Below are 25,968 nucleotides of genomic sequence, written 5' to 3'. Positions count from 1 at the left end.
GGGCGCAGCACCGGCCGCGTCCGCACCGGCCGCGTCCGCGGCGTCCGGTGCCCGCGGCGACGCCGAGGTCACCGTCCTGGACCAGGAGGCCGCCGAACGCGCGGGCATCACCGGCGTCCTGCTCACGGCCACCGCCGACACCGCGGGCAGTGCCGAACTCAGCGTCGACTACGGCGGCTTCGCCGGAGCCGTCGGCGGCGGCTGGGCGCAGCGCCTGCGCCTGGTCCGCCTGCCCGGCTGCGTGCTGACCACGCCCGAGAAGCCCGAGTGCCGTACGCGGACCCCTCTGCCGTCGCGGAACGACGTCCGCGAGCAGACCGTCACGGCCGACGTCGCGCTGAGCACGACGGACCCGGCCGACAGCGGCCCGGCCACCCAGCTCGCGCGCACCGCCACCGCCGCCACGAGCGCCACGAGCACCGCGGTCTTCGCCGTGACCGCCGAAGGCACGGGCGAATCCCCGGCCGGCACCGGCGACTACTCGGCGACCGAGCTGAAGGAGTCCTCCTCCTGGGAGGCCGGCGCCAGCTCCGGCGCGTTCACCTGGTCGTACGAGTTCACGACCCCGGAACCGGCGGCCGGGCCGAGCCCCGGGCTGACCCTGTCGTACGACTCCGGCAGCGTGGACGGCCGTACCGCCACCACCAACAACCAGGGCACCTCGGTCGGTGAGGGCTTCTCGCTCACCGAGTCGTACATCGAGCGCTCCTACGGCCGCTGCGACGACGACGGCCACACGGATGTCTACGACCAGTGCTGGAAGTACGACAACGCCACGCTGATGCTCAACGGCAAGTCGTCCCGCCTGGTCAAGGACGACACCACCGGCAAGTGGCGGCTCCAGGGCGACGACGCGTCCACGGTGACCCGCTCGACCGGCGCCGACAACGGCGACGACAACGGCGAGTACTGGACCGTCGTCACCGGCGACGGCACCCGCTACGTCTTCGGTCTGAACAAGCTGGCCGGCGCCACCACCCAGCGCACCCACTCCACCTGGACCGTCCCCGTCTTCGGCGACGACTCCGGCGAGCCCGGCTACTCCAACGGCACCGGCTTCGCCGACCGTTCCCTGACCCAGGCCTGGCGCTGGAACCTCGACTACGTAGAGGACACCGACGGCAACGCCGCCACGTACTGGTACGCCAAGGAGACCAACTACTACAAGAAGAACAAGGCGACCAAGGCAAGCGCCGCCTACACGCGCGGCGGCTACCTGAAGGAGATCGCGTACGGTCTCCGCGCGGGCGCCCTGTTCACGGACGACGCCGACGCCAAGGTCACCTTCGGCCACGCCGAGCGGTGCACGGCGAGCGACTGCTCCTCGCTGACCAAGGAGACCGCCCACAACTGGCCCGACGTCCCCTTCAACGCGATCTGCTCGCAGGACGACACCGACTGCAACGCCTCCGCGCCGTCGTTCTTCACGCGCAAGCGGCTGACCGCCGTCCACACCCACGTGTGGGACGCGGCGTCGTCCACGCACAAGCCGGTCGACTCCTGGACGCTCACCCAGCAGTACCTCGACGGCGGCGACATCGGTGACTCCAGCGACCAGGTCCTGACCCTGAAGTCGCTGCGGCGCACCGGCAAGACGGGCACCGCGATCACGCTGAACCCGCTGTCGTTCACGTACCAGATGCGGCCCAACCGCGTCGACGCGACCGACAACATCCTGCCGCTGACCCGCCCCCGCCTGTCCACGATCACCTCGGAGACCGGCGGCATCACGACCGTCACCCTGTCGGGCACCGAGTGCGTCCGCAGCGAGGTCATGGGAGCCGCCGAGGACACCAACACCCGCAACTGCTACCCGCAGTACTGGAACATCAACGGCGCCGAGGAGGCGTCGGTCGACTGGTTCCACAAGTACCGCGTCACGGCCGTCACCCTCTCGGACCCGGCCGCGATGAACGACGTCGTCGAGCACGAGTACGCGTACAGCGGCGCCGCCTGGCGCTATAACGACGAGCCGCTCACCCCGAAGGCCGAGCGCACCTGGTCCGACTGGCGCGGCTACCGCCAGGTCACCGTCTACAGCGGCGCCCGCGGCACCACGCGCAGCAAGGCCGTGTCGCTGTTCATGCAGGGCATGCACGGCGACAAGAAGAAGGACGGCACCACCAAGTCCGTCTCCGTCGCCCCGCTGGCCGAACCCGCACTCGGCGTCGCGTCCGTCACGGACAGCGAGCAGTACGCCGGTCAGCTCCGTCAGGCCGTCTCGTACGACGGCGCGACCCCGATCACATCCACCGTCAACGACCCGTGGTCGAAGGAGACCGCCCGCCAGGACGTGCCGGACGCCGCCGACCGCGTCGCCCGCTTCTCCGGGGTGCAGAAGACCACCGAGTACACGTACCTCACCGTCCCCGGGACCTGGCGCTCCACCGCCACCGCGACGACGTTCGACGCGTACGGCATGGAGAGCACCAAGACCGAGTACGGCGACACCGCCAAGAGCGGCGACGAGACGTGCACCCGCACCTGGTACGCCCGCAACCCCGCCGCCGGCATCACCAACCTGGTGTCGCGCACCCGCACCGTCGGCAAGGCGTGCTCCGTCGCCGACAGCGCCCTGACTCTGCCGGCGAACAAGGACACGCGCGGCGACGTCATCTCCGACACCGCCACGGTCTACGACACGACAGGCGCCACCGGCTGGACCGCCGCCCAGACCCCGACCGACGGCAATCCCACCTGGGAGGGCCGCGCCACCGGCTACGCCGCGACCGCCGACACGAACGGCGACCGCGCCCCGACCGGCTGGCAGACCACGCAGACCACCACCTACGACACCCTCGGCCGCCCGCTGACCACCAAGGACGCGCTCGGCCAGGCCTCCAGCACCGCGTACACGCCGGCGGACGCGGGCCCGCTCACGAAGACCATCACGACCGACGCGGCCGGCCACCGGGGCGTCACCTTCCTCGACCCGCTGCGCGGCCAGCAGATCACCACGTACGACAAGAACCTCAAGAAGACGGAGATCACGTACGACGCGCTCGGGCGCATGACCGCCGTCTGGCTGCCCAACCGCAACCGCGCGGCCGGCTACTCGCCCAGCAAGAAGTTCACGTACGCCATCAGCAACACCCAGCCCTCCGCGGTGGGCACCCACACGCTGAAGGCGGACGGCACCACCTACAGCAGCGACTACAAGATCTACGACGCGCTGCTGCGGACCGTGCAGACCCAGTCCCCGACCGCCCAGGGCGGCCGCCTGCTGAGCGAGACCCGCTACGACAGCCGGGGCAAGGCGTACGAGAACCACGCCGACATCTTCGACACCACGTCCACGCCCAACGGCACGTACACGCGCGCCGAGTACGGCGAGTCGACCAAGCAGTCCGAGACGGTCTTCGACGGCGCCGGACGCGAGATCAGCAGCACGCTGTACACCTACGGCGTCAAGAAGTGGACGAAGACCACCACGTACACGGGTGACTCGACCGCCGTCACCGACGTCGCTGGCGGCGTCGGCAAGCGGACCGTCACCGACGCCCGCGGCCGCACCGTCGAGGTCCGCGAGTACGCGGGCCCCGGCACGTCGGACACCCAGTACGGCGGCGCCCTCGGCACCCCGTACACGTCGGTGCGGACGGCGTACGCCCCGGACGGCAAGAAGACGTCGCTCACCGGCCCGGACGGGACGAAGTGGACGTACACCTACGACCTGTTCGGCCGTGAGAAGACCGTCACCGACCCCGACAAGGGCACGTCGTCCAACGACTACGACGCCCTCGACCGGGTCGTGAGGACCACCGACTCGCGCGGCAAGTCCGTCCTCACCGCGTACGACGCGCTGGGCCGGGTCACCGGCACCTGGGCCGGCTCCAGGACGGACGCCAACCAGCTCACCGAGCGCACCCACGACACCGTCCTGAAGGGCAAGCCGTCGACGTTCACCCGCTTCGTCGGCGGCAGGGCGGGCCAGGCCTACACGACGCGCATCACCGCGTACGACAGCCTCTCCGACCCGACGACCACGCAGGTGGAGCTCCCGGCCGACGACCCGCTGGTCAAGGCCGGTGTGCCGGCCGTGATCGAGTACGGCATCGCGCACCGCATCGACGGCGAGGTCGAGTCCATCGAGGAACCCGCGCTCGGCGGACTGCCCTCGGAGATCATCGACTACGACTACACCGAGACCGGCCAGGTCAAGAAGGTCACCGGCGCCACCGGCTACCTCCTCGCCGCCGACTACTCACCCACCGGACAGCCGCAGCAGCTCGCCCTCGGCACGGCGAACACCGAGGCCACCAAGAAGATCTACGTCACCAACACCTACGAGGAGGGCACAGGACGCCTGACCCGCAGCCATGTCACGGACCAGACGCACCCGTACATGCTGCAGGACCTCAACTACGGCTTCGACCAGGCAGGCAATGTCACATCGATCGCCGACCCGACCGTCGTCGGCGGCCAGAGCGCGGCGGAGACCCAGTGCTTCGCCTACGACGGCCACCGCCGGATGACCGAGGCGTGGACCCCGCAGTCCCAGAACTGCGCCGACCCGCGCAGCGCGAGCAGCCTGTCGGGCCCCGCCCCGTACTGGAACAGCTGGACGTACAACGCGGCGGGCCAGCGGGCGACCGAGACCCGGCGTGACACCGCTGCCTCCGTCACCGACACATACTGCTACAACAGCCCGGCGCAGCCGCACACGCTGGCCGGCACCACCACCGGCGGCGACTGCGCGGCCCCGCAGCGCACCTACGCGTACGACGCGTCGGGCAACACGCGCAGCCGTCCCGGCGACAAGGGGCAGCAGAGCCTCGTCTGGAACGACGAGGGCAAGCTCGCCCAGCTGACCGAGGGCACCGAGACCACGGACTACCTGTACGACGCGGACGGCAAGCTGCTCATCCGCAAGGCCGCCGACGGCGAGCGCATTCTGTACGTCGGCGCCACCGAGGTCCATCTGCGGCCGAACGGCACGACATGGGCGCAGCGCACCTACAAGGCGGGCGACCAGGCCGTCGCGGTGCGCACCAACCAGTCGGGCACGAACAAGCTGTACTACCTGGCGGGCGACCACCACGGTACGCAGAGCCTGGCCATCGCGTCGGACGCCACCCAGGCGTTCACCAAGCGCCAGACCACACCGTTCGGCGACCGCCGCGGCACCGGCGTCGGCACCTGGCCGACGGACAAGCGGTTCCTCGGCAAGACCGCCGACGACGCCACCGGGCTCACCCATGTGGAGGCACGCGAGTACGACCCGGCCATCGGCCAGTTCATCAGCGCCGACCCGCAGCTCAGCCCCGAGCAGCAGCAGTCGCTCAACGGCTACGCGTACGCCGGCAACAACCCGGCCACCATGGTGGACTCCACCGGCCTGGCGGTCCCCGAGTGCCGCGAAGGCCTGATCGAGTGCCGCGGCGGCATCCCCGTCAGCAGCAGCGACAAGAAGAAGAGCAGCGGCAAGGGCGGCGGGGGCAAGAAGTCGTCCGGCGGCTCCGCTAGGGGCAGCGGCGGCGGCGGTTCCAGCAGCGGCACCGCCGGCACCAGCGCCACCTGGGGCAACAGCCTCGCCTGGGGAGCCTGGCAGGGCACGACCGCGTTCGTCTTCACGTACACCGAGGACGCGGCGTCGCGCCGGGCCGCCTACCAGAAGGCGGACGCCATCGCCCGCCAGAACGCGCTGCGCATGTCGGGCGTGTACGGCTGGAAGGCCGCCGCACAGTGGGCGGTCGACGAGCGGAACGCGCTGCGGTCGTTCTACCGGTCCCCGATGGACGACTGGCTGCTGCCGCGGGCGCGCGGCGCCCGTGACTTCCCGACGTACGACTTCCTCAGCAACGAGCGCGGGAAATCGGACAAGCAGATCGTCGAGAGCGCGGCCAAGACCAACCCCAAGGTCAACCGGATCAACCAGATGACCAAGTGGGGCGGCCGCGGCCTCCTCGGCCTGGACGTCGGCATCGGTGTGTACAACACGGTGACGGCACCCGAGGGCGAGAAGGTGCGGACCGCCGCCCGCGAGACCGGCGGCATCGCCGGCGGCCTGGCCGGCGCCAAGGCCGGTGCCGTGGCGGGCGCGTGGGTCGGCGGCGCCATCGGCAGCGTCGTACCGGGTGTCGGTACGGCGGCGGGCGCGGCGATCGGCGGCATCGTGGGCGGTGTCGGCGGAGCCATCGCCGGCAGTACCGTCGGACGGAAGGTCGGCGATTTCCTCGGAGGGTTGTTCTAGCCGGTGACCGCACAGTCACAGGAGCACGCGGTGTCCGTCCTCGTGGCGGACACCGCGGGTGTCTCCTTCGCAGAGATACGAGCCGGCGGACTGCGCCGGCTGGGCCCCGTGCCCGGGGACACGCGGGGGGCCATCGGCACCCCCCGCCGTGCGGTGCGCCACGAGCGCGGGCTGAGCGTCGTGGCCCGGGTCCAGGAGAGCGATGTGCCGCTCCTGACCGGGCGTTCCGCCGACGCGTCGGACCTGCGGCCCGTCCCGGTGACCCCGGGCGGGCCGGCCCCGGCGCTCGTCAGCGGTGTCGCCGCCGACGGCACGGCCCTGGCCGTGGTCGGGGAGCGGCGGTACCCGGAGCGGCTGGACGGCGACCTGTACGCCCTGCCGTGGGGTGCCGACGCGTGGCGGCCGGTGCCGATGCCGGCGGACGTCAGCATGATGTGGGTGGTGGGTTCCCAGGGCACCACGGTGCACGTCGTGGGGGCCACCGGGGCGCCGGCCGCCGCGTCCGTCCTGGAGATGCGCCCCGCCCTGTTCGCCGTGGACGTGGCGGGCGGCACCGTCACGGAGCTGCCGCTGCCCGCCCAGGGGCCCGCGCGGCCGCTGCGGGACCGGCTGCTCCCGGCGGGCATCGACCCGTCGGCGGGCCGCCTGGAGCAGGGGGCGTTCCACGGGGACGTGCTGGTCGCCAACGCCTCGTACGGGGAGGCGTTCGAGTACGAGGTGCTGCACGCGGTCGACCGGCGGAGCGGCATGTGGTCGACGGTACGGCTGCGGCGCGACGACGCCGTGGCCGAGCAGTACGTGGACGCGGCCCGCACGGCGTACGCGGTCACCTACGGCGCCGAACTGTGGACGTCCCGCGCGGGCGGCCCCTGGCGGCGCACGCCCCTCCGTGCCCGGCTCGCCGGGCTGCTCGGCGTGCCCGAGTCGCGCGCCCGGCTGAACGCGGCCGGGTTCGTGGGCGGCCGTCTGCTGCTGGCGGCCGCCGGCGGCGTGGTGGCCTGCGCCCTCGACGGCACGGCGGGCAGGGTGCTGTGCCGGCACGGCGACGACGCGCGCGTCCGCGCGTTCGTCCAGCCGCCGGCGGGCGCCGTGGACGGCGCCTGAGCGAAACCGCCACCTCTGAGTGAGGCCCCTTCGTGCCGGTTCCCGTGACGGAGGGGCCTCACGCGCGCGTAGGCAGGCGGGTCCGGCGCGTTCAGCGGACCGCCGGTGCCAGTCCCGTCTTCGCGCCCGCGCCGCACAGCGGCACCACCGCGCTGCCCGCCGGGGGCTCCGCCCGTACCGCCGCCCAGCACACCGCGCTGGTCGGTTCCACGAACAGGCCGCGGGACGCCAGGTCCCGCTGTGCGTCGCGGATCTGGTCCTCCGTCACCGTGCGGAAGCCGCCGCCCGACTCCCGTACCGCCCGGAGGATCTGCCGGGCCCGGGGCGGGGCCGTGATGGCGATGCCCTCCGCCAGGGTGGGCGCGGCCGGGGCCGCGGTCGCGGTGTCCGCCCCCGCGGCGTACGCCTCCGCCAGCGGGGCCACCGCGGCGGCCTGGACGGCGAGCAGGGCGGGGCGCCGCGGGATCAGGCCGTGCGCGTGCAGTTCGGCCGTCGCGAGGGCCGCGCCCAGCAGCAGCGTGCCGTTGCCGGCGGGGACGACGAGCGTGTCGGGCAGCCGCCCGCCCAGGTCCTCCCACAGCTCGTACACGTACGTCTTCGTGCCGTGCAGGAAGTACGGGTTGTAGACGTGCGACGCGTAGAACACGCCCGGCTCGTCCGCCGCCGCGCGCGCCGCCTGCGCCGTGGCCTCCCGGTCTCCGGGGACGATTTCCAGCCGTGCCCCGTGCGCCGCGATCTGCTCCAGCTTCTTCGGGGACGTGGCCTCCGGGACGTACACCGTGCAGTCGAGCCCGGCCCGTGCGCCGTACGCCGCGACGGCCGTGCCCGCGTTGCCGCTGCTGTCCGCGACGACGCGGCGCGCCCCGAGCCGTGACGCCAGCTCGGCCAGCAGGACCGCGCCCCGGTCCTTGAACGACAGCGTCGGCATCAGGTAGTCGAGCTTGGCCGAGACGCCGTCCGTCAGGGCGACGAGCGGTGTGCGGCCCTCGCCGAGTGAGGCGTGCGGGGCCGGAACGGCCGGGAGCGGCAGGACTTCCTCGTAACGCCAGAGTGAGTTCACGCGGCCGGCGAGCGCCGAGCGGTCCACCGGGGCGGCCGTGAAGTCGAGGTCCCACGGGCCCCCGCACCGGGGACAGTGCCAGGTCAGCTCCGAAACGGGTGATCGGACTCCGCAATCCGGGCAGAGGTAGGTCTCGTCTGTGGTCATGCCGGACAGCATGACGGTTGTGCGACACACGTGTTAACGGCGGTTCAGCACTCTTGTGTGATTCCTATGGATCCGTCAATCTTTCGGCTGACGGGCCGGTGCCGTACAGGGGAGCTTCATCCGGCGTTCGGCTTGTCATGTGCACTACACCCCCACAGCAGCGCACCACCAATGAGGAGGACCCCTCACATGTCCGTGATGCGTACGTCGCGGCGGAGATTCGCCGCGGCCAGTGCCATAGCCGTCGCCGCCCTCGCCCTCGGCTCCGTCTCCGCCCTCCCCGCCGCCGCGGCCGACACCGCACCGGAGGGTGTGATCCAGTACGCGGGCGACGCGAACGCCGTGCCCGGCAGCTACGTCGTCACCCTCGACGAGTCCCGCGCCGACTCGGACGGCGCGTCCGGCAAGAACCTCGCGAAGCGCTACGGCGCGAAGATCAAGAAGACCTACACGGCCGCCCTCAACGGCTACGCCGTCGAACTCTCCGAGGCCCAGGCGAAGAAGCTCGCCGCCGACCCGGCCGTCGAGTCCGTCGTCCAGGACCGCGTCTTCACGATCAACGGCACCCAGCCCAGCCCGCCGTCCTGGGGCCTGGACCGGATCGACCAGCGGAACCTGCCGCTCGACCGCAGCTACACCTACCCCGACCCGGGCGGTGAGGGCGTCACCGCGTACATCATCGACACCGGCGTCCGCATCACCCACAACGACTTCGGCGGCCGCGCCTCCTACGGCTACGACGCGGTCGACGGCGACAACACCGCCCAGGACGGCCACGGCCACGGCACCCACGTCGCCGGCACCGTCGCCGGCTCCTCGTACGGCGTCGCCAAGAAGGCCAAGATCGTCGGCGTCCGCGTGCTCAACGACCAGGGCTCCGGCACCACCGCCGGGGTCGTCGCCGGCATCGACTGGGTGACGCGGAACGCGGTCAAGCCGGCCGTCGCCAACATGAGCCTCGGCGGCGGCGCCGACACGACCCTCGACAACGCCGTACGCAACTCGATCGCCGCCGGCATCACGTACGCCGTCGCCGCCGGCAACGACAACCGCGACGCGTCCAACTACTCGCCGGCCCGGGTCGCCGAGGCCCTCACGGTCGGCTCGACCACCAGCTCCGACTCCCGCTCCAGCTTCTCCAACTACGGCAGCATCCTGGACCTCTTCGCGCCGGGCTCGTCCATCACCTCGGCGTGGAACAGCAGCGACACCTCCACCAACACCATCTCCGGTACGTCGATGGCGGCCCCGCACGTCGCCGGAGCGGCCGCGCTGTACCTGGCCAACAACCGGTCGGCGACCCCGTCGCAGGTGTCCTCGGCCCTGACCTCCGCCGCCACCAGCGGTGTGGTCGGCAGCCCGGGCTCCGGCTCCCCGAACCGGCTGCTGTACGTCGGCAGTGGCGGCGACGAGCCCCCGCCGCCCACCGGCGACCGCTTCGAGAACACCGCCGACTACGCGATCAACGACAACTCCACCGTCGAGTCGCCGATCTCCGTCACGGGCGTCTCGGGCAACGCGCCGTCCGCCCTCCAGGTCGAGGTCAACATCCAGCACACGTACATCGGTGACCTGCGTGTCCAGCTCGTCGCGCCGGACGGCACCGCGTACATGCTGAAGGACTACGGCACCGGCGGCAGCAGCGACAACATCAACACCACGTACACCGTCGACGCCTCTTCGGAGACCGCGAACGGCACGTGGAAGCTGCGGGTGAGCGACAACGCCTGGTGGGACACCGGCAAGATCGACTCCTGGGCGCTGCAGTTCTGAGGCGCATCAGGACCTGAGCGCATCAGCACCTGAGCGCGGCGAACGCCTGAGCGCGGCGAGCGCCTGACCAGGTGACGAACGAGAGGGGCGGACGCCTTCCCGGCGGCCGCCCCTCTTCCCGCGCGGTGGTGGTGACGGCCGGTGCGTGAGCCGGCGCATTAGGAGGCCCGCTCCCGAACGCGTACGATGCGCGCCGCTCATACGTTTGTTCGTCCCTTGCCCCCGACAGGAGCACCGCCCGTGTCATCGTCCCCGCAGGGCTACCCCGTGCCTCAGCCTCCGGCGCGAACCAGCGGCCTCGCCGTCGCCTCGCTCGTCACCGGCATCGTCTGCTGCGTGCCGCCGCTCGGCCTCATACTCGGCGCGGTCGCGCTCGGCCGGATCAAGCGCGAGCGGCAGCGCGGCAAGGGCCTGGCCGTCGCCGGCATGGTCCTCTCGGCCGTCAGCACCGTGCTCGTGGCCGCCGGCTTCGCCACCGGAGCGTTCCAGAAGGTCATCGACGAGGCCAAGGAGGTCACCGACGAGGTGGCCAGCTCCAGCTCCGCGTTCAGCCTGCGCACCGGGGACTGCTTCAACCAGCCCGGCGGCACCGTCGAGGAGCAGGAGGTCGAGCTGGTCAAGAGCGTCAAGTGCGCCGAGCCGCACGACGCCGAGGTGACCGGCGCGTTCCAGCTCAAGGGTGACACGTACCCGCCGGTCAAGGAGATCGAGAAGCAGGCCGAGGCGCGCTGCTCCACGATCGGCGAGGCGTACGCGATGGACACCTGGGCGGTGCCCCAGAACGCCGTGACGTTCTACTACCACCCGACCGAGGAGAGCTGGCGCACCCTCCGCGACCGCACGGTGACCTGTGCGTTCGCCGCCGACAAGGGCAAGCTCACCGGCTCGCTGCGCAGCGACGCGAAGACCCTGACCAAGGATCAGCTGGCCTTCCTGAAGGCGGTCAACCCGATCGACACGGCGCTGTACGAGCAGCCCGAGGCCGACCCGGACGCCGATCTGGCCGCCAACACGAAGTGGGCCGCCGAGGTCGAGAAGGCCGTGGGTGGCGCGATCGCCGGGCTCCAGGGCCACACCTACCCCGGTGCCTCCGCCAAGCCGGTCGCCGACCTGGTCAAGCAGCTGGAGTCGGCGCGCAAGCACTGGGCGAAGGCGGCGGACGCGGCGGACCCCGACGCGTACTGGGAGCACTACGACGTCGCCTTCGACGCGATCCCGAACGACCTCGGCAAGGACGCGCGCGCCGCGCTGAACCTCGCGAGCACGCCCCCGGTGGTGCCCGCGAGCTGACGGCGCCGCGCCCGGACGTGAGGGCCCAGGGCGCGCCGTACCGCCGGTACGGCGCGCCCTACCCCGGGTAAGCCCCCTCCCAAACAGCACTTCATCACTTCGGGTGAAACTCTGGCCCACGCTTGCGGCGCCGAACTCTGGGTTGCGACTCTGTTGCTGTCTGTCAACCTGATGGGAGTGGCCCGTGACTTTCGGTGAGCAGCCCGCCTATCTGCGCGTTGCGAGCGATCTCCGCAAGAAGATCGTCAACGGCTCGCTGCCGCCGCACACCCGGCTCCCCTCGCAGGCCCGCATCCGCGAGGAGTACGGGGTCTCGGACACGGTCGCCCTGGAGGCCCGCAAGGTCCTCATGGCCGAGGGTCTGGTCGAGGGCCGCTCCGGTTCGGGGACGTATGTGCGCGAGCGCCCCGTCCCGCGCCGCATCGCCCGCTCCGGCTACCGCCCGGCGAACGGGTCCACGAACCCCTTCCGTCAGGAGCAGGCCGCCGACGGCGTGCGCGGAACGTGGGAGTCCAGCAGCGAGCGGGAGCCGGCGGACGCGCAGATCGCCGCCAGGCTCGGTATCGAGCCCGGCGACCCGGTGATGCGCACGCACTACGTCTTCCGGGACGCGGGCGAGGCGATGATGCTCTCCACGTCGTGGGAGCCGCTGGCCGTCACGGGCCGGACGCCCGTCATGCTCCCCGAGGAGGGACCGTTGGGCGGCTGTGGCGTCGTCGAGCGGATGGCCGCCATCGACATCGTCGTGGACAACATGGTGGAGGAGGTCGGCGCCCGGCCGGGGCTGGCGGAGGAGCTGCTCGCACTCGGCGGCGTACCGGGCCATGTGGTCGTCGTCGTGGAGCGTACGTTCTACGCGTCGGGGCGAGCGGTCGAGACGGCCGACGTCGTCATTCCCGCCGACCGCTACCGCGTCGCGTACCACCTGCCGGTGCGCTGATCCGGAAAACGTGAATGTCCCGGTTAGGGACGGTATATGGGGGCGTACCTGGTCGGGTGCGCCCCCTTCTTCCGTGTGTCCACTGGCTTGAAGTGTGTCTCTTTGTGTCAACCCATATCCGCTGTGTGAATGTCAGGCGTAGGCTCAGGCATATGCGGATTGCGGTTTCATCGGAATCCTTCGAGACATGCGACCCGGCGGGGGGAGCGGTGTGATGCCTGACAGCAGTACGACTCTGCTCTGGCAGGTCATTCGGCAGGACGACAACGGCAACCAGTACCGGGTCGGCCGGTACGCCACACGCGACGAGGCGCAGCAGGTCGCGGACCGCCTCGACGTGCGCGGACACAAGCAGCTCTACTGGATCGAGCGCATCGGGGAGCCCGCCCGCTGACTCGGGCGGCCGGATACGCTCCGGCGCATGACGGATCGAGTCGTGGTCGCCGGAGCCGTGTACGACCAGGGGCGGCTGCTCGCCGCGCGCCGCAGCGCGCCTCCCGAGCTGGCCGGCCGCTGGGAGCTGCCCGGCGGCAAGCTGGAGCCGGGCGAGACGCCGCGCCAGGCCCTCGTGCGCGAACTGCGCGAGGAGCTGGGCATCGAGGTGGAGCCGGGGGAGCGCATCCCCGGCGAGTGGCCGCTGCGGCCCGGCTACGTCCTGCGGGTGTGGACCGCGCGCGTGCTCTCCGGTGAGCCGCGCCCCCTCCAGGACCACGACGCACTGCGCTGGCTGTCCCGCCGGGAATGGGACAGCGTCGATTGGCTGGATCAGGACGTCCCCGCCGTCATCGAAGCCGTACGCCGCCTCCCCGACCCCGACATCCCTTCCGCCCCGGAGGCCCCCACGCGGACCTGACGCGGCGTGGGGCGCAGAGGGCGCGCGCCGCCCCATCCGTACGCCGTTCGTGCCACCATGCGCCCGCCCGCGCGATACGCCGCCCCCAATATCGGGTATGTGCTGATTAACCACCCGAAATCGGACGTGGTCTGCTCGTGGTCCGGGGAAGTGAGCGGCGTGATCGACACAGAAGGCGAATGCGTCGAGTGGACCTTCCCCGGTGAGCTCGACTCGGTGCGCACCGCCCGCCATGTCGTCCGCGACACCCTCCGCGCCTGGCAGCTCGACGCCGCACTCGGCGATGTGACGGTGCTGCTGGTGAGCGAGCTCGTGACCAATTCCCTGCGGTACGCCTACGGTCCGATCGGGGTGCGGCTCGTGCGCGTACCGCCCGACGACGACCCCTACGTGTCCCGCAGCTCCCGCCCGGCCCTCCTCGTGGAGGTGTCCGATCCACTTCCGGATCCGCCCCACGCGCGCACCGCGGGACCCGACGACGAGGGCGGCCGCGGACTGCAGCTCGTCGCCTGCACCGCACGCCGCTGGGGCACCCGTAAGGGCAGGTCGGGCAAGACGGTGTGGTTCGAGCTGGCCCTCCCGGGTTAGAAGAGGGAAGGGACAACGATCACCGCAGGCTCGGCTTGAAACGAACGAGACCACCCTGTGATCGTGAACGGCGTGCCGACACGGGCCGTAGTGCTGAATACTGCGGGAATGGCCGGTCCGGTGCGGTGAGCTGGAGGGGACGGTCGCATGAGCGAGATACCTGAGACGGCGAACGGCGTCATGTGGCAGAGCAGCCCGCCTGGCTCGATCTACGACTACATCAGAGTCGCGTCCTTCTCCATCGGCCCCGACGGGCTGGTCGACCAGTGGAGTCTGCGGGCCGCCGAACTGTTCGGGATCCCGGCCGACGACGTACGGGGCATGGACCCCGTCGAGGCCTTCATCCCCGCCGAACTCCGCCCCAGGGGCCACCGCAAGGTCGCCGAGATCCTCGACGGCAAGGAGTGGACGGGCCTCGTCCCCTTCCGCATCCCGGGGGAGCGCTACGCACACGGCCTCGCCGAGGTGTACGTCATGCCGACCGAGACGGAGCACGGCGAACGCGGCGCGCTCTGCATCGCCGTCGACGTACGCGCCCTACGCCGGATAGAGACAGACCTGGCGTCGTCACAGGCCATTTTCGGTCAATCGCCCTTCGGCTTCCTGCTGTTCGGCACGGATCTGACGGTCCAGCGGGCCAACCAGCGGTTCGCCACCGTCTTCGGCGGCAGCGCCGACGACCACCGCGGCCGCACCGTCCACGACTACCTGCCGCGCGCCGAGGCGGACCGGATGACCGCCGCGCTCCGCCAGGTCCTGGAGACCGGCGAGGCCGTCACCGACCTCCAGATCGCCGGCGCCGTCCCGGGCGGCACCGACCGCCGCCACTGGTCCATCAACCTGTACCGCGTCCACAGCGGCGCCGGCCGCCCGATCGGCGTCGCCGGGCTCGGTATCGACGTCACACGCCGCGACAACGCCGCCCGCGAGGCCGCCAGCGCCCGCCGCAACCTGGCCCTCCTCAACGAGGCCGGCGCCCGCATCGGCAACTCCCTCGACCTGGAGACCACCGCACGCGAACTCCTCGACGTCGCCGTACCCGGCTTCTGCGACCTCGCGTCCGTCGACCTCTACCAGGGTCTCCTCACCGGCGACGAGGCCCCGCCCGGGCAGCCCGCGGGGCCCACCGCCGAACTGCGCAGGGTCGCCTTCGCCAGCGCGGTGTCCGACGCGCTGCTGACGGGCGGTACGGCAAACACGCCAGTGCCGGCGCACGTGCCGGCGCCGGCGGCTGCGGCAGCGACCGGCACCGGCGCCACCGGCGCCACGGCCGCCACCGGCGCCACGGCTGCCACGCCGCCCGACGGGGCGTGCTGCGACACCGGGCCGACGCAGGTCGGAGCCGTACACCGCTACCCGTTCAACTCGCCCTGCGCCAAGGCGCTGCGCACCGGCCGGCCCCAGGTCGTCGCCGCCCCGGACGGCGACCTCGTCCAGTCGACCCTCGCCGTGCCGATGGTCGCGCACGACACCGTCGTCGGACTCGTCCAGTTCTCCCGTACGAAGGGCAGCGAGCCCTTCGGGGAGCGGGACCGGGCGCTCGCCGTCGAACTTGCCGCACGCGCCGCCGTCTGCATCGACAACGCCCGCCTCTACCGGCGCGAGCACGAGCGGGCGTTGATCCTCCAGCGCAGCCTGCTGCCGCCCGGCGACCCGGAGGCGGCCGGCCTCGACATCGCCTGCCGCTACCTGCCGGGCAACGCCGCCACCGAGGTCGGAGGCGACTGGTTCGACGTCATCGAACTCCCCGGACACCGCACCGCCCTCGTCGTCGGCGACGTCATGGGGCGCGGCCTGCGCGCCGCCGTCGCCATGGGCGAACTCCGCACCGCCGTACGCACCCTGGCGCAGCTCGACCTGGAGCCCGCCGAGGTGCTGTCCCACCTCGACGAGATCGCCCGCGGCCTGGGCGCGCCCATCGGGGCGCAGTCGTCGCGGTCGGCACGCGGGTCGCGGGGACCCGAGCTGTCGGAGGTGTACCTCGCGACGTGCGTGTACGCCGTGTACGACGCGGTCACCCGCCGCTGTACGTTCGCCAACGCCGGCCACCTGCCCCCGGTGCTGGTGGAGCCGGGCGAGGAGGCGCTGCTGCTCGACGTGCCGCCGGGGATGCCGCTGGGCGTCGGCGGGGAGCCGTTCGAGGAGGTCGAGGTCGAGCTGCCGGAGGGCGCGCTGCTGGCGCTGTACACGGACGGGCTCGTGGAGTCCCGCGACCACCCGCTGGAGGAGGGCCTCCAGGCGTTCCGCCGCGCCCTCGCCGACGCGGGGCGGCCGCTGGAGGACGTCTGCGACCACGTCCTCGGCACCCTCGACACCCGGCACGGCCAGGACGACATCGCGCTGCTGATGGCCCGCATCCGCGGCCTCCCTGCCGAGGCCGTCGGCGACTGGCGGCTGCCGCGCGAGCCGCGCTCGGTGGGACGGGCGCGCGAGCTGGCACGCGGGCGGCTGACCGACTGGGGGCTGGAGTCCCTGATCGACACGGTCGAACTGCTCGTCAGCGAACTCGTCACCAACGCCCTGCGGTACGGCGAGGGCGAGATCAGGCTGCGGCTGCTGCGCGACCGCACGCTGGTGTGCGAGGTGTGGGACGCCGGCCTGGTCCAGCCGCGGCGCCGCCGCGCCCGCGACACGGACGAGGGCGGCCGCGGGCTCCAGCTCGTCGGCCTCCTCAGCGCCGGCTGGGGTTCGCGCCGCACGCCGCGCGGCAAGACGGTCTGGTTCGAACTGGGCCTCCCGCACGGCGACGGGTCGGCGGGCGAGCCGACGGTGGACCAGCTCCTGAGCATGTTCTGAGCGGACGTCCGGCGGTACGAAGCCGAACGGATGTCCTGTGGGCTGCGGGTCCGGGTCCGGTCCGGAGCCGGGGCCGACCAGGCCCGCGGCGCGCGGGCGTCAGAAGCGGCCGCCGCCCAGCCGCCCGCGTGTCCCCGCGCCGCCGTAGCGCCCGGGCGCGCGGGTCTCGCCGCGCTGCCGGGCGCCGTCGTCGAGCGGCCCGCCGAGGAGGATCCCGCCCAGCACGGCACCGCCGGGACCGGCGGCGGCCGCCCCGTGGAGCCGTACGTCCTGCTCGGCGATGCCCTGCGCCTCCCGGGCGAGCGCACCGGCCTCCTGCGCCGCCCGCAACGCGCCGCCCAGCCCGGGCGACTCGCCCTCCGGCTCCTGTGCCTCCTCCGGCTCCTGTGCCTCCGCGAGCCGTCGTCGTGCCTCGGCCAGGCGGGTGCGGGCCTGGCTGCCCACGGCGCCCCGGTGCGTGGTCACGTAGTCGTCCGCCGCGCCCACCGCCGAACGCGCCGTCAGCAGCGCCTGTTCGAGGAACGCGCGCGCCCGCCGGGCGTCCCGCCGCTCCCGGTCCAGCGCCTCGTCGAGTGCCGCGTCCGCCTCCTCGACCCGGCGCAGCGCGTCGACCGGGTCGTACCGCTCCGCGTCCACCGCCCGGCGTACGTCCCCGGTGACCGACTCGACCCGGGCGATACGCCCCCGCAGCTCGACCGCCGCCGCGCCCTCGGGCAGCCCCTTCAGCGCCTCCCGTGCCTCCGCGAGGTCCGCCTCCGCGTCGGCCAGCGCCCCCGGCAGCTTCCCTGCGGCCTCGGCCAGCTCACGGGCCCGCCGGTCCACCGCCTCCACCAGCCGCGCCACCTGCTCCAACGCCCCCTCGGCGGCCCGCACATGAACAGCGGCCACAGCGGCCCCGGGCACCGCCCCGGTACCCGGTCCCGTCCCGGCTCCCACGCCCCGGGGCCCCTCCCCGACGGCGTCGGCCGCGCCGGCCGCACTGCTCACCGCCTCACCCTCGGTACCCGGCCCGGGGACGGCCCGCGGGCCACCGCCCTCGGTCGCCCCGGTTTCCCCGGGCGGCGTCTCGGCCGTGGGCGGTGGTGGCAGGGCCTCGCGGGCCCGGGCCAGGTTGTCGGTGGCGAAGGCGAGGCGTTCGCGGGCCTGTTCCGGGGCCGACGAGACCGGGGCCGCAGCCGACTCGGCGTAGCGGCGGCGCATCGCCACGAGGGCCGCATCCGCCGTGTCGACGCGGCCCGACAGATCGGCCGGCGTGGTTTCGGCGGCGGCCAGGACGTCCGGGGCGTTGCGCTCCAGGTCGCGGAGGCGGTCGAACGCGGCGGCCTCCTCGTCGAGGCGGCGGTCCGCGTCCGCGCACCGCGCGGCGATCTCCTCCAGCATCGCCCGCCGGGTCACCTCGTCCGCCGGGTACCCGTCGTCCACCTGCTGCCGGAGCCGGAACGCCGTCGCCAGTTCCCGTTCCGCGTATGCCAGCGCCTCGGCGAACGGCCGCGCCGCCTCGTCGCCGAACTGCGCCACGGCGAACCCGAGCTCCTCGCGGCTGGTGCGTACGGCGTCGTCCACCGCGACCAGCGCCGTGCCGGCCCGCGCGTCCAGCTCCGCGAAGTCCGGCGGCTGCACCCCGCCGTGCGGCGTCGTACGGGTCTCGGTACGGCGCCGCCGCTTCACGTACCCGTACGCGGCCAGCGCCGCCGCCCCGGCGACCAGCACCACCGGCAGCACCAGGTCCGCACCGGACGTGCCGTCCGCCCCCGGGTCCGGCGGGCCCGGCGTGACCACGGGCTCGGGCACCGGACGCCCCGCCAGCACCGCCCCGTACCCCTCCGCCGCGCCGATCGCCGCCCCGGCCCAGTCGTTCTCGCGCAGCGCGGGCTCCACCGCCACACGGGCCACGTCGTCGAGCTGACCCGGCGACAACCGGCCGCCGGGATCCGCCGCGTACCCGTACCGCCGGTCCTGTGTCGCCACCGCCAGCAGCACGTCGTTCGCGCCCAGCCCGTTGCGGTTCGCCGTCGCCTCGGCCCACTCCTGCCCCGACCGCCCGGAGAAGTCCTGTACGTACACCACGAACAGCCGCAGCCGGTGCTCGTCGTACAGCGCGTCCAGCGCCCGCGCCACGTCCTGCGCCCGCACGCTCAGGGCGTCCACGCGGTCGGTGATCTGCCCCTGCGCGGCCAGCGGCCCCGGCTCCTCGGCGCGCCCGCCCCCGGCGGCGGGCCCCACCAGCCACCACGCCACCACCAGAAGCAGGGCCCCGAGGACCCCGGCGGCTCTCCGCGTCACACCAGCGAGGCTAAGCCGCCCCCGGTACCCCCGCGACCGGACGACGGTCCCGGCCTCGCATGGAACCCAGCACGACGGGGCACGAGCTGCGGCCCTGTGGGACTGGGCGCTTCTCAGGATCCGGCTCGTTCACACGGACGACGAGCTCATCTCCGCCGCCCGCGCTCTTCTGCTGGCGGGCTCCGCCGTGAGAGTCGAACCGGTGTAGCCCTCCTCCTCACTCGCCCCGCCGCCGGATCTTGCTGCCCAGCCACACCAGCGGGTCGTACTTGCGGTCCACCGTCCGCTCCTTCAGCGGGATCAGCGCGTTGTCGGTGATCTTGATGCCCTCGGGGCAGACCTCCGTGCAGCACTTGGTGATGTTGCAGTAGCCCAGCCCGTGCTCCTCCTGGGCCGTGCGCTTGCGGTCCAGGCCCGTCTCGGCGGCCGCGTCCAGCGGGTGCATGTCGAGCTCCGCGACGCGCATGAGGAAGCGCGGGCCCGCGAAGGCCGCCTTGTTCTCCTCGTGGTCCCGCACCACATGGCAGGTGTCCTGGCACAGGAAGCACTCGATGCACTTGCGGAACTCCTGCCCCCGCTCCACGTCCATCTGGTGCATCCGGTAGTCGCCCGGCGCCATCCCCGGCGGCGGTACGAACGCCGGGACCTCCCGCGCCTTCGCATAGTTGTACGACACGTCCGTCACCAGGTCCCGCACCACCGGGAACGCCCGCAGCGGTGTCACCGTCACGGTCTCCTCCCGGGTGAACACCGACATCCGCGTCATGCACAGCAGCCGCGGCCGCCCGTTGATCTCGGCGCTGCACGAGCCGCACTTGCCGGCCTTGCAGTTCCAGCGGACCGCCAGGTCGGGCGTCCGGGTCGCCTGGAGCCGGTGGATGACGTCCAGGACGACCTCGCCGTCGTTCACCTCCACGGAGAAGTCCTGCAGGGCGCCGCCCCGCGCGTCCCCGCGCCACACCTTGAAGTGAGCCTCGTACGACGTCATGCGTGCAGCTCCTCATCGGCGAGGTACTTGACCAGCTCCTCCTTGTCGAACAGGGCGAGCAGGTCCGCCCGTACGGGCTCGGTGGCCACCCGTTCGAGATCGATCCAGGCGCCGTCGCGGGCCGCCGCGAGCCGGCACAGCAGGTTCACCCGCCGCCACTCCCGGTCCATCGCCGGATGGTCCTCCCGGGTGTGCCCGCCCCTGCTCTCCGTGCGCTCCAGGGCCGCCCGCGCCACGCACTCGCTGACCAGCAGCATGTTCCGCAGGTCGAGCGCCAGGTGCCAGCCCGGGTTGAACTGCCGGTGGCCCTCGACCACGGCACGCTCCGCCCGCTTCCGCAGCTCGGCCAGCTTCTCCAGCGCCCGCTCCATCTCCTCCGCGCGCCGGATGATGCCCACCAGGTCGTTCATCGTCTGCTGGAGTTCCTGGTGGAGGGTGTACGGGTTCTCGACCGGGCCGCCGCCGCCCGCTTCACCGGCCCCACCGGGCTCCTCCGCCGCGCCGAACGGGCGCAGCGCCTCCGCCGCCGCCTCGTCCACGCGCGCCTCGTCCACCGCGGGCCGCGCAGCCGCGAGCCCGGCCGCGTACTCCGCCGCGTACAGGCCCGCCCTGCGCCCGAAGACCAGCAGGTCCGACAGAGAGTTGCCGCCCAGCCGGTTCGAGCCGTGCATCCCGCCGGCCACCTCGCCCGCCGCGAACAGCCCCGGCACGCCCACCGCCGCGGCGGTGTCCGAGTCCACGGCCACGCCGCCCATGACGTAGTGGCAGGTCGGCCCGACCTCCATGTTCTCGGCCGTGATGTCGACGTCCGCCAGCTCCTTGAACTGGTGGTACATCGACGGCAGCCGGCGCCGGATCTCCTCCGCCGGAAGGCGGCTCGCGATGTCCAGGTACACCCCGCCGTGCGGGGAGCCGCGGCCCTCCTTCACCTCGGTGTTGATGGCCCGCGCCACCTCGTCGCGCGGCAGCAGCTCGGGCGGGCGCCGGTTGTGGTCCGGGTCGTCGTACCAGCGGTCGCCCTCCGCCTCCGTCTCCGCGTACTTGTCCTTGAAGACGTCGGGGATGTAGTCGAACATGAACCGCCTGCCGTCGGAGTTCCGCAGCACACCGCCGTCGCCGCGCACCGACTCGGTGACGAGGATGCCCTTCACGGACGGCGGCCAGACCATCCCGGTCGGGTGGAACTGCACGAACTCCATGTTCAGCAGCGGCGCCCCGGCGAGCAGCGCCAGCGCGTGCCCGTCGCCCGTGTACTCCCACGAGTTGGACGTCACCTTGAACGACTTGCCGATCCCGCCCGTCGCGAGGACGACCGCGGGGGCTTCCAGCACGAAGAAGCGGCCGGACTCGCGGTCGTAGCAGAAGACACCCGAGACCCTGCCGTCCGGGGACTTCAGGATCCGCGTGACCGTGCACTCCTGGAAGACCTTCAGCCGCGCCTCGTAGTCCCCGTACTCCGTGAAGTCCTCCTGCTGGAGCGCGACCGTCTTCTGCTGGAGCGTACGGATCAGCTCCAGGCCCGTCCGGTCGCCGACGTGCGCGAGCCGCGGGTACTCGTGGCCGCCGAAGTTGCGCTGCGAGATCCGCCCGTCCTTCGTACGGTCGAACAGCGCGCCCCATGTCTCCAGCTCCCACACCCGGTCGGGCGCTTCGCGCGCGTGCAGCTCGGCCATCCGCCACTGGTTGAGGAACTTGCCGCCGCGCAGGGTGTCGCGGAAGTGGACCTGCCAGTTGTCGCCCGCGTTGACGTTGCCCATCGCGGCCGCGATGCCGCCCTCGGCCATCACCGTGTGCGCCTTGCCGAACAGCGACTTGCAGATGACGGCCGTACGGGCGCCCCGCTCCCGCGCCTCGATCGCGGCGCGCAGCCCGGCGCCGCCCGCACCGACCACGACGACGTCCCACTGCTGCCGTTCCGTCTGCGTCATCAGAAAAACCTCGGGTCGTCGAAGGCACCGGTCGCGAGCAGGTACACGTAGAAGTCGGCGAGGCCCACGCTCAGCAGCGACGCCCAGGCGAGCTGCATGTGGCGGGCGTTCAGCCGGCCGACCCAGGTCCACATCCGGTACCGGACCGGATGCTTCGAGAAGTGCTTCAGGCGCCCGCCGACGATGTGCCGGCACGAGTGGCAGGAGATGGTGTACGCCCAGATCAGCACGATGTTGACGAGGAAGACGAGCGTTCCGAGGCCCATGTGGCCCCAGGCGTACGAGGCGTCCCGGAAGGCGAGCACCGTGTCGTACGTGAGGATGACGGCGACCGGCACGGCGGCGTAGAAGAAGTACCGGTGCGCGTTCTGCAGGACCAGCGGGAAGCGGGTCTCGCCGGTGTACGCGCCGTGCGGCTCGGCGACCGCGCAGGCCGGGGGAGAGGCCCAGAAGCCCCGGTAGTAGGCCTTGCGGTAGTAGTAGCAGGTCAGCCGGAAGCCGAGCGGGAAGACCAGGATCAGCAGCGCGGGCGAGAGCCCCCACCAGCTGCCGAAGATCTCCCAGTTGGGTCCCGCCTTCATGGGGACGCAGTTCTCGGCGAGGCAGGGCGAGTAGAACGGCGAGACGTAGGGCGCCGCGTAGTAGTCGCTGTTCGCGAAGGCCCGCCATGTCGAGTACACGACGAAGACGAGCAGTCCGGCGGCGGTGGCCGCGGGCGCGAGCCACCACCGGTCCGTACGGAGGTGGCCGGGCGCGATGGCGGCGCGTGCGGCGCTGTGGACGCCGCCTCGGCCCGGGTCGACGGAGGGTGGTTCGGTACCTGTGGCCAACGAGGTCTCCCGGGGGTGACGGGTGTCCTGGGCGAGCGGGCCGAGCGGGGCTGAGCGGGCTGAGCGAGGTTGAGCGGGCTGAGCGGGGCTGAGCGAGGTTGAGCGGGCCGAAGCGGGTCCGAGCGGGCTGAGCGGGTCCGAGCGGTCAGGCGGTCCTGCGGTGTGGCGGTCGGGTGACCGCGGCCGTCACGGGGCGTGGCGGTCGCGGGAGCCCAGGCCCTCGTCGTCGGAGTCCCGCCACAGCGAGGCGTCGTACGGCGTGTCCGGGATGGTCACCAGTTCCTCGGGGCGCCCCGGCGCGGCCTCGGGCTTCTCACCCGTCCGCTGCCCGCCCCGCTTCTCCGCCGCGAGGTCCTTCTCCAGCCGGTCGACCGAGCGGACCAGTTCGTCGAGGCAGCGCTTGACGGCGGTCACATCGTCCTGAAGCGACATCTGTTGCCCTCACTTCCGCGATCGCGGGTGGCCAACACGCGCCTGAGAGTGTCGCGTGTCACTTCCCCCATTGTGAAGCGGCGTGCACGGATTCCACTCTTCCGTGCGCGCCGTTCCGGACACATTGCGCCGCACGGGTGGTTTCGGCGGCGATGTCGTCGTGTCGCCGACGTCCCACCCGTCCCATCCTTTTCAGTGTATGGGCAATAGGTGTGATCATCTCTAAATTCCCGCAATCCGGATGAAGAGGTACAAGCCATGCCCCAGGTCGCCGCCGGCGCACCCCGGTCCGCCCGGTCCGCCGCGCTCCTCATGAGCGGGGTGCTCGCCGTATCCGTACTCGCCGGCTGCGGCTCCGGCGACGGCGCCGACGCTGCCGTCAAGGCCGTACCCGCGGACATCGCACCCGCAGCGCGCGCCCAGGTCGCCGACGGCGGAACCCTGAGCTGGGCCGTCGACGCCCTGCCCAGCACCCTCAACGCCTTCCAGGCCGACGCCGACGCGGCCACCGCCCGGATCGCGGGAGCCGTCCTGCCCGCCCTCTTCACCCTCGACGAGCGGGGGCGGCCGCAGCTCAACACGGATTACCTGGAGTCGGCGGAGGTCGTCGAGCGCGAGCCCAAGCAGGTGGTGCTGTACAAGCTCCACCAGCAGGCGGTGTGGAGCGACGGCCGCGAGATCGGCGCCCCCGACTTCGTCGCCCAGTGGCGCGCCCTCAGCGGCAGGAACAGCGCCTTCTGGACCGCGCGCAACGCCGGGTACGAACGGATCGAGAAGATCGAGCGGGGCGCCGACGACCTCCAGGTCCGGGTCACCTTCGGCAAGCCGTACGCCGACTGGCGCGCGCTGTTCTCGCCGCTGTATCCCAAGGAGGTCATGGGGTCGCCGGACGCGTTCAACGACGGCGCCCGCACCAGGCTCGCCGGGTCCGCGGGACCGTTCCGGCTCAAGTCCCTCGACACCAAGGCCGGCACCGCGACGCTCGTCCGCAACCCGCGCTGGTGGGGGCGGCCCGCCAAGCTCGACACGCTGGTGCTGCGGGCCGTACCGCGCGCCGAGCGGGCCGCCGCGCTGGCCAAGGGCACCGTCCACCTCGCGGAGGTCGACCCGGCGACCGCCGAGCGCATCGCCCGCGCCGCGAAGGAGGCCAAGAGCGCCGCACACGGGCAGCCCCCGGCCCACGGGCCCGCCGCCGACCTGACCCCGTCGGCCGCCCTGAAGTCCTGGGCGCTGGCCAACGGCTCCGACGAGGACAAGGCCGCCGAGGCCCGCGAGGCCCGGGAGCGCACGCAGCGGGCCGTCGCGGCGTACGCGGCCGAACAGCGGGCGCTGCGCGGCTACGTCGTACGGCGGACCCTGGAGCCCGCGTACACCCAGCTCGCCCTGAACGGCGAGTCCGGGCCGCTCGCCGACGAGCGGGTGCGCCGCGCCGTGGCCCGCGCCCTGGACCGCCGCGAGCTGGCCGAGGCGGTGCTCGCCCCGCTGGGGCTGCCCGCCGAGCCGGTCGGCTCGCACCTGGCGCTCGCCGGGCAGGACGCGTACGCCGACAGCAGCGGCGCGCTGGGCGGCCAGGACACGGAGGAGGCCCTGGCCCTGCTGGCCGACGCGGGCTGGACCAAGGCCGGGGCCCGCGCCACCGCCGCGCCGGAGGACGGTACGAAGGCGGGCGCCGAGGCGTCGGGCGCGGCGTCGCCGGCGGCGGGCGGGCAGGCCTCGGCCGCCGCTTCCGCTTCCGCCTCCGCTTCCGCGTCGCCCGCCAAGGCGGCGGCGGCGGACCTGGCGTCCGACGAGGGCCTGTACATCGTGGGCGACGACAAGCCGGCCGCCGACAAGCCGGCCGCCGACGACAGGCCCGGCACATACGTCCTGGCCCCGGCCCCGGCGGCCGCGGTCCACAGCGCCCTGCTCCTCGCCCAGGCGCGCGCGGTGACCGGCGCGCTCAGCGCTCCGGGGGCTGCCACAGCCGCCGCGGCCGGCGACGAGACCGCCGGCGAAGCGGACGAGCCCAAGGCCGGCGGCGCCCCCGGCGCCTACGCCCCGCGCGGCACCGCCGCCCCGGCGTCGTCCGGCCAGTCCGCGTCCCCTGAGGCCGGAGCCGGAGCCGAGGCCGCCGCGGGCCCCCTCGGCAAGGACGGCAAGCCCCTCACGCTCCGCTTCGTCCTCCCCTCGGGCCCCGGCTCCGAGGCGCTGCGCACCGTGGGCGACAAGATCTCCTCGATGCTGGACCGCATCGGTATCCGTACGGAGATCACCAAGGTCCCGGACGACAGCTTCTTCAAGGACCACATCGCCTCCGGCGACTACGACCTGGCCCTGTACTCCTGGCCCGGCACGGCCTACCCGGCCACCGACGGCCGCCCGATCTTCGCCAAGCCCGAACCCGCGACGGACGGCTCGCTGCTGGTGGAGCAGAACTACACGCGCGTCGGCACCGACCACATCGACCAGCTCTTCGAGCAGGCGGCTGCCGAGCTGGACGAGAAGGCCGCCCGCGACCTCGTACGGCAGGCCGACGCCCGCATCTGGGCCGCGGCCGGCTCCATCCCCCTCTACCAGCGGCCGCAGCTCGTGGCCGTCAAGAAGAACGTGGTGAACGCGGGCGCCTTCGGCTTCGCGACGCCGCGCTACGAGAACATCGGATTCGCGGCGCCGAAGAAGAAGTGAAGCCGTAGCGAACAAGCGCACAATCCGCTCGGATCCGTTGCCCGCCGGCCGCGCCGGCGGGCACGATCATGCCCCGGAGGCCGAGTGCGCGGCAGCCCC

Annotated in this window: 16 protein-coding genes; 10 read left to right on the top strand and 6 right to left on the bottom strand. The window is 72.8% G+C overall.

Annotated elements, in window-relative coordinates; all coding sequences use genetic code 11:
- A partial coding sequence (locus HTZ82_RS26460) for an RHS repeat-associated core domain-containing protein (protein ID WP_375540863.1) occupies nt 1–6,193 on the top strand: 6,193 nt, incomplete at its 5' end.
- 3 nt (nt 6,194–6,196) lie between these two features.
- The gene (locus HTZ82_RS26455) at nt 6,197–7,297 is read left to right on the top strand and encodes a hypothetical protein (protein ID WP_175411890.1); all 1,101 of its coding nucleotides are present in this window, start codon (nt 6,197–6,199) and stop codon (nt 7,295–7,297) included.
- A 91-nt stretch (nt 7,298–7,388) separates the two neighbouring features.
- Here HTZ82_RS26455 and HTZ82_RS26450 read toward each other — a convergent pair whose 3' ends face one another.
- On the bottom strand, nt 7,389–8,516 hold the full coding sequence (locus HTZ82_RS26450; protein WP_175411896.1) for a pyridoxal-phosphate dependent enzyme: 1,128 nt from the start codon (nt 8,514–8,516) through the stop codon (nt 7,389–7,391).
- A gap of 177 nt (nt 8,517–8,693) precedes the next feature.
- Between HTZ82_RS26450 and HTZ82_RS26445 the strand changes: the two genes are divergently transcribed.
- From HTZ82_RS26445 to HTZ82_RS26415, 7 genes are all read left to right on the top strand, one after another.
- Entirely contained in the window at nt 8,694–10,277 is a 1,584-nt protein-coding gene (locus HTZ82_RS26445) for a S8 family peptidase (RefSeq protein WP_175411889.1), read from the top strand.
- 240 nt (nt 10,278–10,517) lie between these two features.
- Nucleotides 10,518–11,567 (top strand): DUF4190 domain-containing protein, encoded by a 1,050-nt coding sequence (locus HTZ82_RS26440; protein ID WP_175411888.1) that lies wholly within the window; start codon nt 10,518–10,520, stop codon nt 11,565–11,567.
- A 184-nt stretch (nt 11,568–11,751) separates the two neighbouring features.
- The gene (locus HTZ82_RS26435) at nt 11,752–12,507 is read left to right on the top strand and encodes a GntR family transcriptional regulator (RefSeq protein ID WP_175411887.1); all 756 of its coding nucleotides are present in this window, start codon (nt 11,752–11,754) and stop codon (nt 12,505–12,507) included.
- A 214-nt stretch (nt 12,508–12,721) separates the two neighbouring features.
- Complete coding sequence (locus tag HTZ82_RS26430) at nt 12,722–12,901, top strand: SPOR domain-containing protein (protein ID WP_175411886.1); 180 nt, start codon at nt 12,722–12,724, stop codon at nt 12,899–12,901.
- 27 nt (nt 12,902–12,928) lie between these two features.
- Nucleotides 12,929–13,360, top strand: coding sequence for a (deoxy)nucleoside triphosphate pyrophosphohydrolase (locus HTZ82_RS26425; protein WP_175411885.1), 432 nt, complete (start codon nt 12,929–12,931; stop codon nt 13,358–13,360).
- A gap of 150 nt (nt 13,361–13,510) precedes the next feature.
- Nucleotides 13,511–13,948, top strand: coding sequence for an ATP-binding protein (locus HTZ82_RS26420; RefSeq protein ID WP_175411884.1), 438 nt, complete (start codon nt 13,511–13,513; stop codon nt 13,946–13,948).
- Between the two features lie 147 nt (nt 13,949–14,095).
- The gene (locus tag HTZ82_RS26415; protein WP_175411883.1) at nt 14,096–16,744 is read left to right on the top strand and encodes a SpoIIE family protein phosphatase; all 2,649 of its coding nucleotides are present in this window, start codon (nt 14,096–14,098) and stop codon (nt 16,742–16,744) included.
- A 99-nt stretch (nt 16,745–16,843) separates the two neighbouring features.
- Here HTZ82_RS26415 and HTZ82_RS26410 read toward each other — a convergent pair whose 3' ends face one another.
- The 5 genes from HTZ82_RS26410 to HTZ82_RS26390 all read right to left on the bottom strand — a co-directional run bounded on the left by HTZ82_RS26410 (nt 16,844) and on the right by HTZ82_RS26390 (nt 23,205).
- Nucleotides 16,844–19,027 carry a TPM domain-containing protein gene (locus HTZ82_RS26410; RefSeq protein WP_175411882.1) on the bottom strand — a complete coding sequence of 728 codons (2,184 nt, stop codon included), beginning with the start codon at nt 19,025–19,027 and terminating at the stop codon, nt 16,844–16,846.
- Nucleotides 19,028–19,244: 217 nt separating this feature from the next.
- On the bottom strand, nt 19,245–20,015 hold the full coding sequence (locus tag HTZ82_RS26405; RefSeq protein ID WP_175411881.1) for a succinate dehydrogenase/fumarate reductase iron-sulfur subunit: 771 nt from the start codon (nt 20,013–20,015) through the stop codon (nt 19,245–19,247).
- Nucleotides 20,012–21,943 (bottom strand): fumarate reductase/succinate dehydrogenase flavoprotein subunit, encoded by a 1,932-nt coding sequence (locus HTZ82_RS26400; protein WP_175411880.1) that lies wholly within the window; start codon nt 21,941–21,943, stop codon nt 20,012–20,014. The genes HTZ82_RS26405 and HTZ82_RS26400 overlap by 4 nt, the downstream gene beginning before the upstream one ends.
- Nucleotides 21,943–22,773, bottom strand: coding sequence for a hypothetical protein (locus tag HTZ82_RS26395; RefSeq protein WP_175411879.1), 831 nt, complete (start codon nt 22,771–22,773; stop codon nt 21,943–21,945). Before HTZ82_RS26395 ends, HTZ82_RS26400 begins: the two co-directional genes overlap by 1 nt.
- 186 nt (nt 22,774–22,959) lie before the next feature.
- The gene (locus HTZ82_RS26390; RefSeq protein ID WP_175411878.1) at nt 22,960–23,205 is read right to left on the bottom strand and encodes a hypothetical protein; all 246 of its coding nucleotides are present in this window, start codon (nt 23,203–23,205) and stop codon (nt 22,960–22,962) included.
- Between the two features lie 258 nt (nt 23,206–23,463).
- On the opposite strand from HTZ82_RS26390, the gene HTZ82_RS26385 reads away from it, so the two are divergent.
- Nucleotides 23,464–25,869, top strand: a complete 2,406-nt coding sequence (locus tag HTZ82_RS26385) for an ABC transporter family substrate-binding protein (RefSeq protein WP_175411877.1) — start codon at nt 23,464–23,466, stop codon at nt 25,867–25,869.
- Nucleotides 25,870–25,968: the final 99 nt, after the last annotated feature.

The sequence above is a fragment of the Streptomyces sp. TRM64462 genome (assembly GCF_013362995.1).
GTDB lineage: Bacteria > Actinomycetota > Actinomycetes > Streptomycetales > Streptomycetaceae > Streptomyces.
Note: the sequence above shows the minus strand (reverse complement) of the source record. Positions and strands in the feature narration are given on the sequence as shown.

Bases quoted from the DNA above. Each gene is read 5' to 3' on its own strand.
- HTZ82_RS26450 (WP_175411896.1), bottom strand. From the start codon at position 8,516: ATGCTGTCCGGCATGACCACAGACGAGACCTACCTCTGCCCGGATTGC.
- HTZ82_RS26445 (WP_175411889.1), top strand. From the start codon at position 8,694: ATGTCCGTGATGCGTACGTCGCGGCGGAGATTCGCCGCGGCCAGTGCC.
- HTZ82_RS26430 (WP_175411886.1), top strand. From the start codon at position 12,722: ATGCCTGACAGCAGTACGACTCTGCTCTGGCAGGTCATTCGGCAGGAC.
- HTZ82_RS26425 (WP_175411885.1), top strand. From the start codon at position 12,929: ATGACGGATCGAGTCGTGGTCGCCGGAGCCGTGTACGACCAGGGGCGG.
- HTZ82_RS26415 (WP_175411883.1), top strand. From the start codon at position 14,096: ATGAGCGAGATACCTGAGACGGCGAACGGCGTCATGTGGCAGAGCAGC.
- HTZ82_RS26405 (WP_175411881.1), bottom strand. From the start codon at position 20,015: ATGACGTCGTACGAGGCTCACTTCAAGGTGTGGCGCGGGGACGCGCGG.
- HTZ82_RS26400 (WP_175411880.1), bottom strand. From the start codon at position 21,943: ATGACGCAGACGGAACGGCAGCAGTGGGACGTCGTCGTGGTCGGTGCG.
- HTZ82_RS26390 (WP_175411878.1), bottom strand. From the start codon at position 23,205: ATGTCGCTTCAGGACGATGTGACCGCCGTCAAGCGCTGCCTCGACGAA.
- HTZ82_RS26385 (WP_175411877.1), top strand. From the start codon at position 23,464: ATGCCCCAGGTCGCCGCCGGCGCACCCCGGTCCGCCCGGTCCGCCGCG.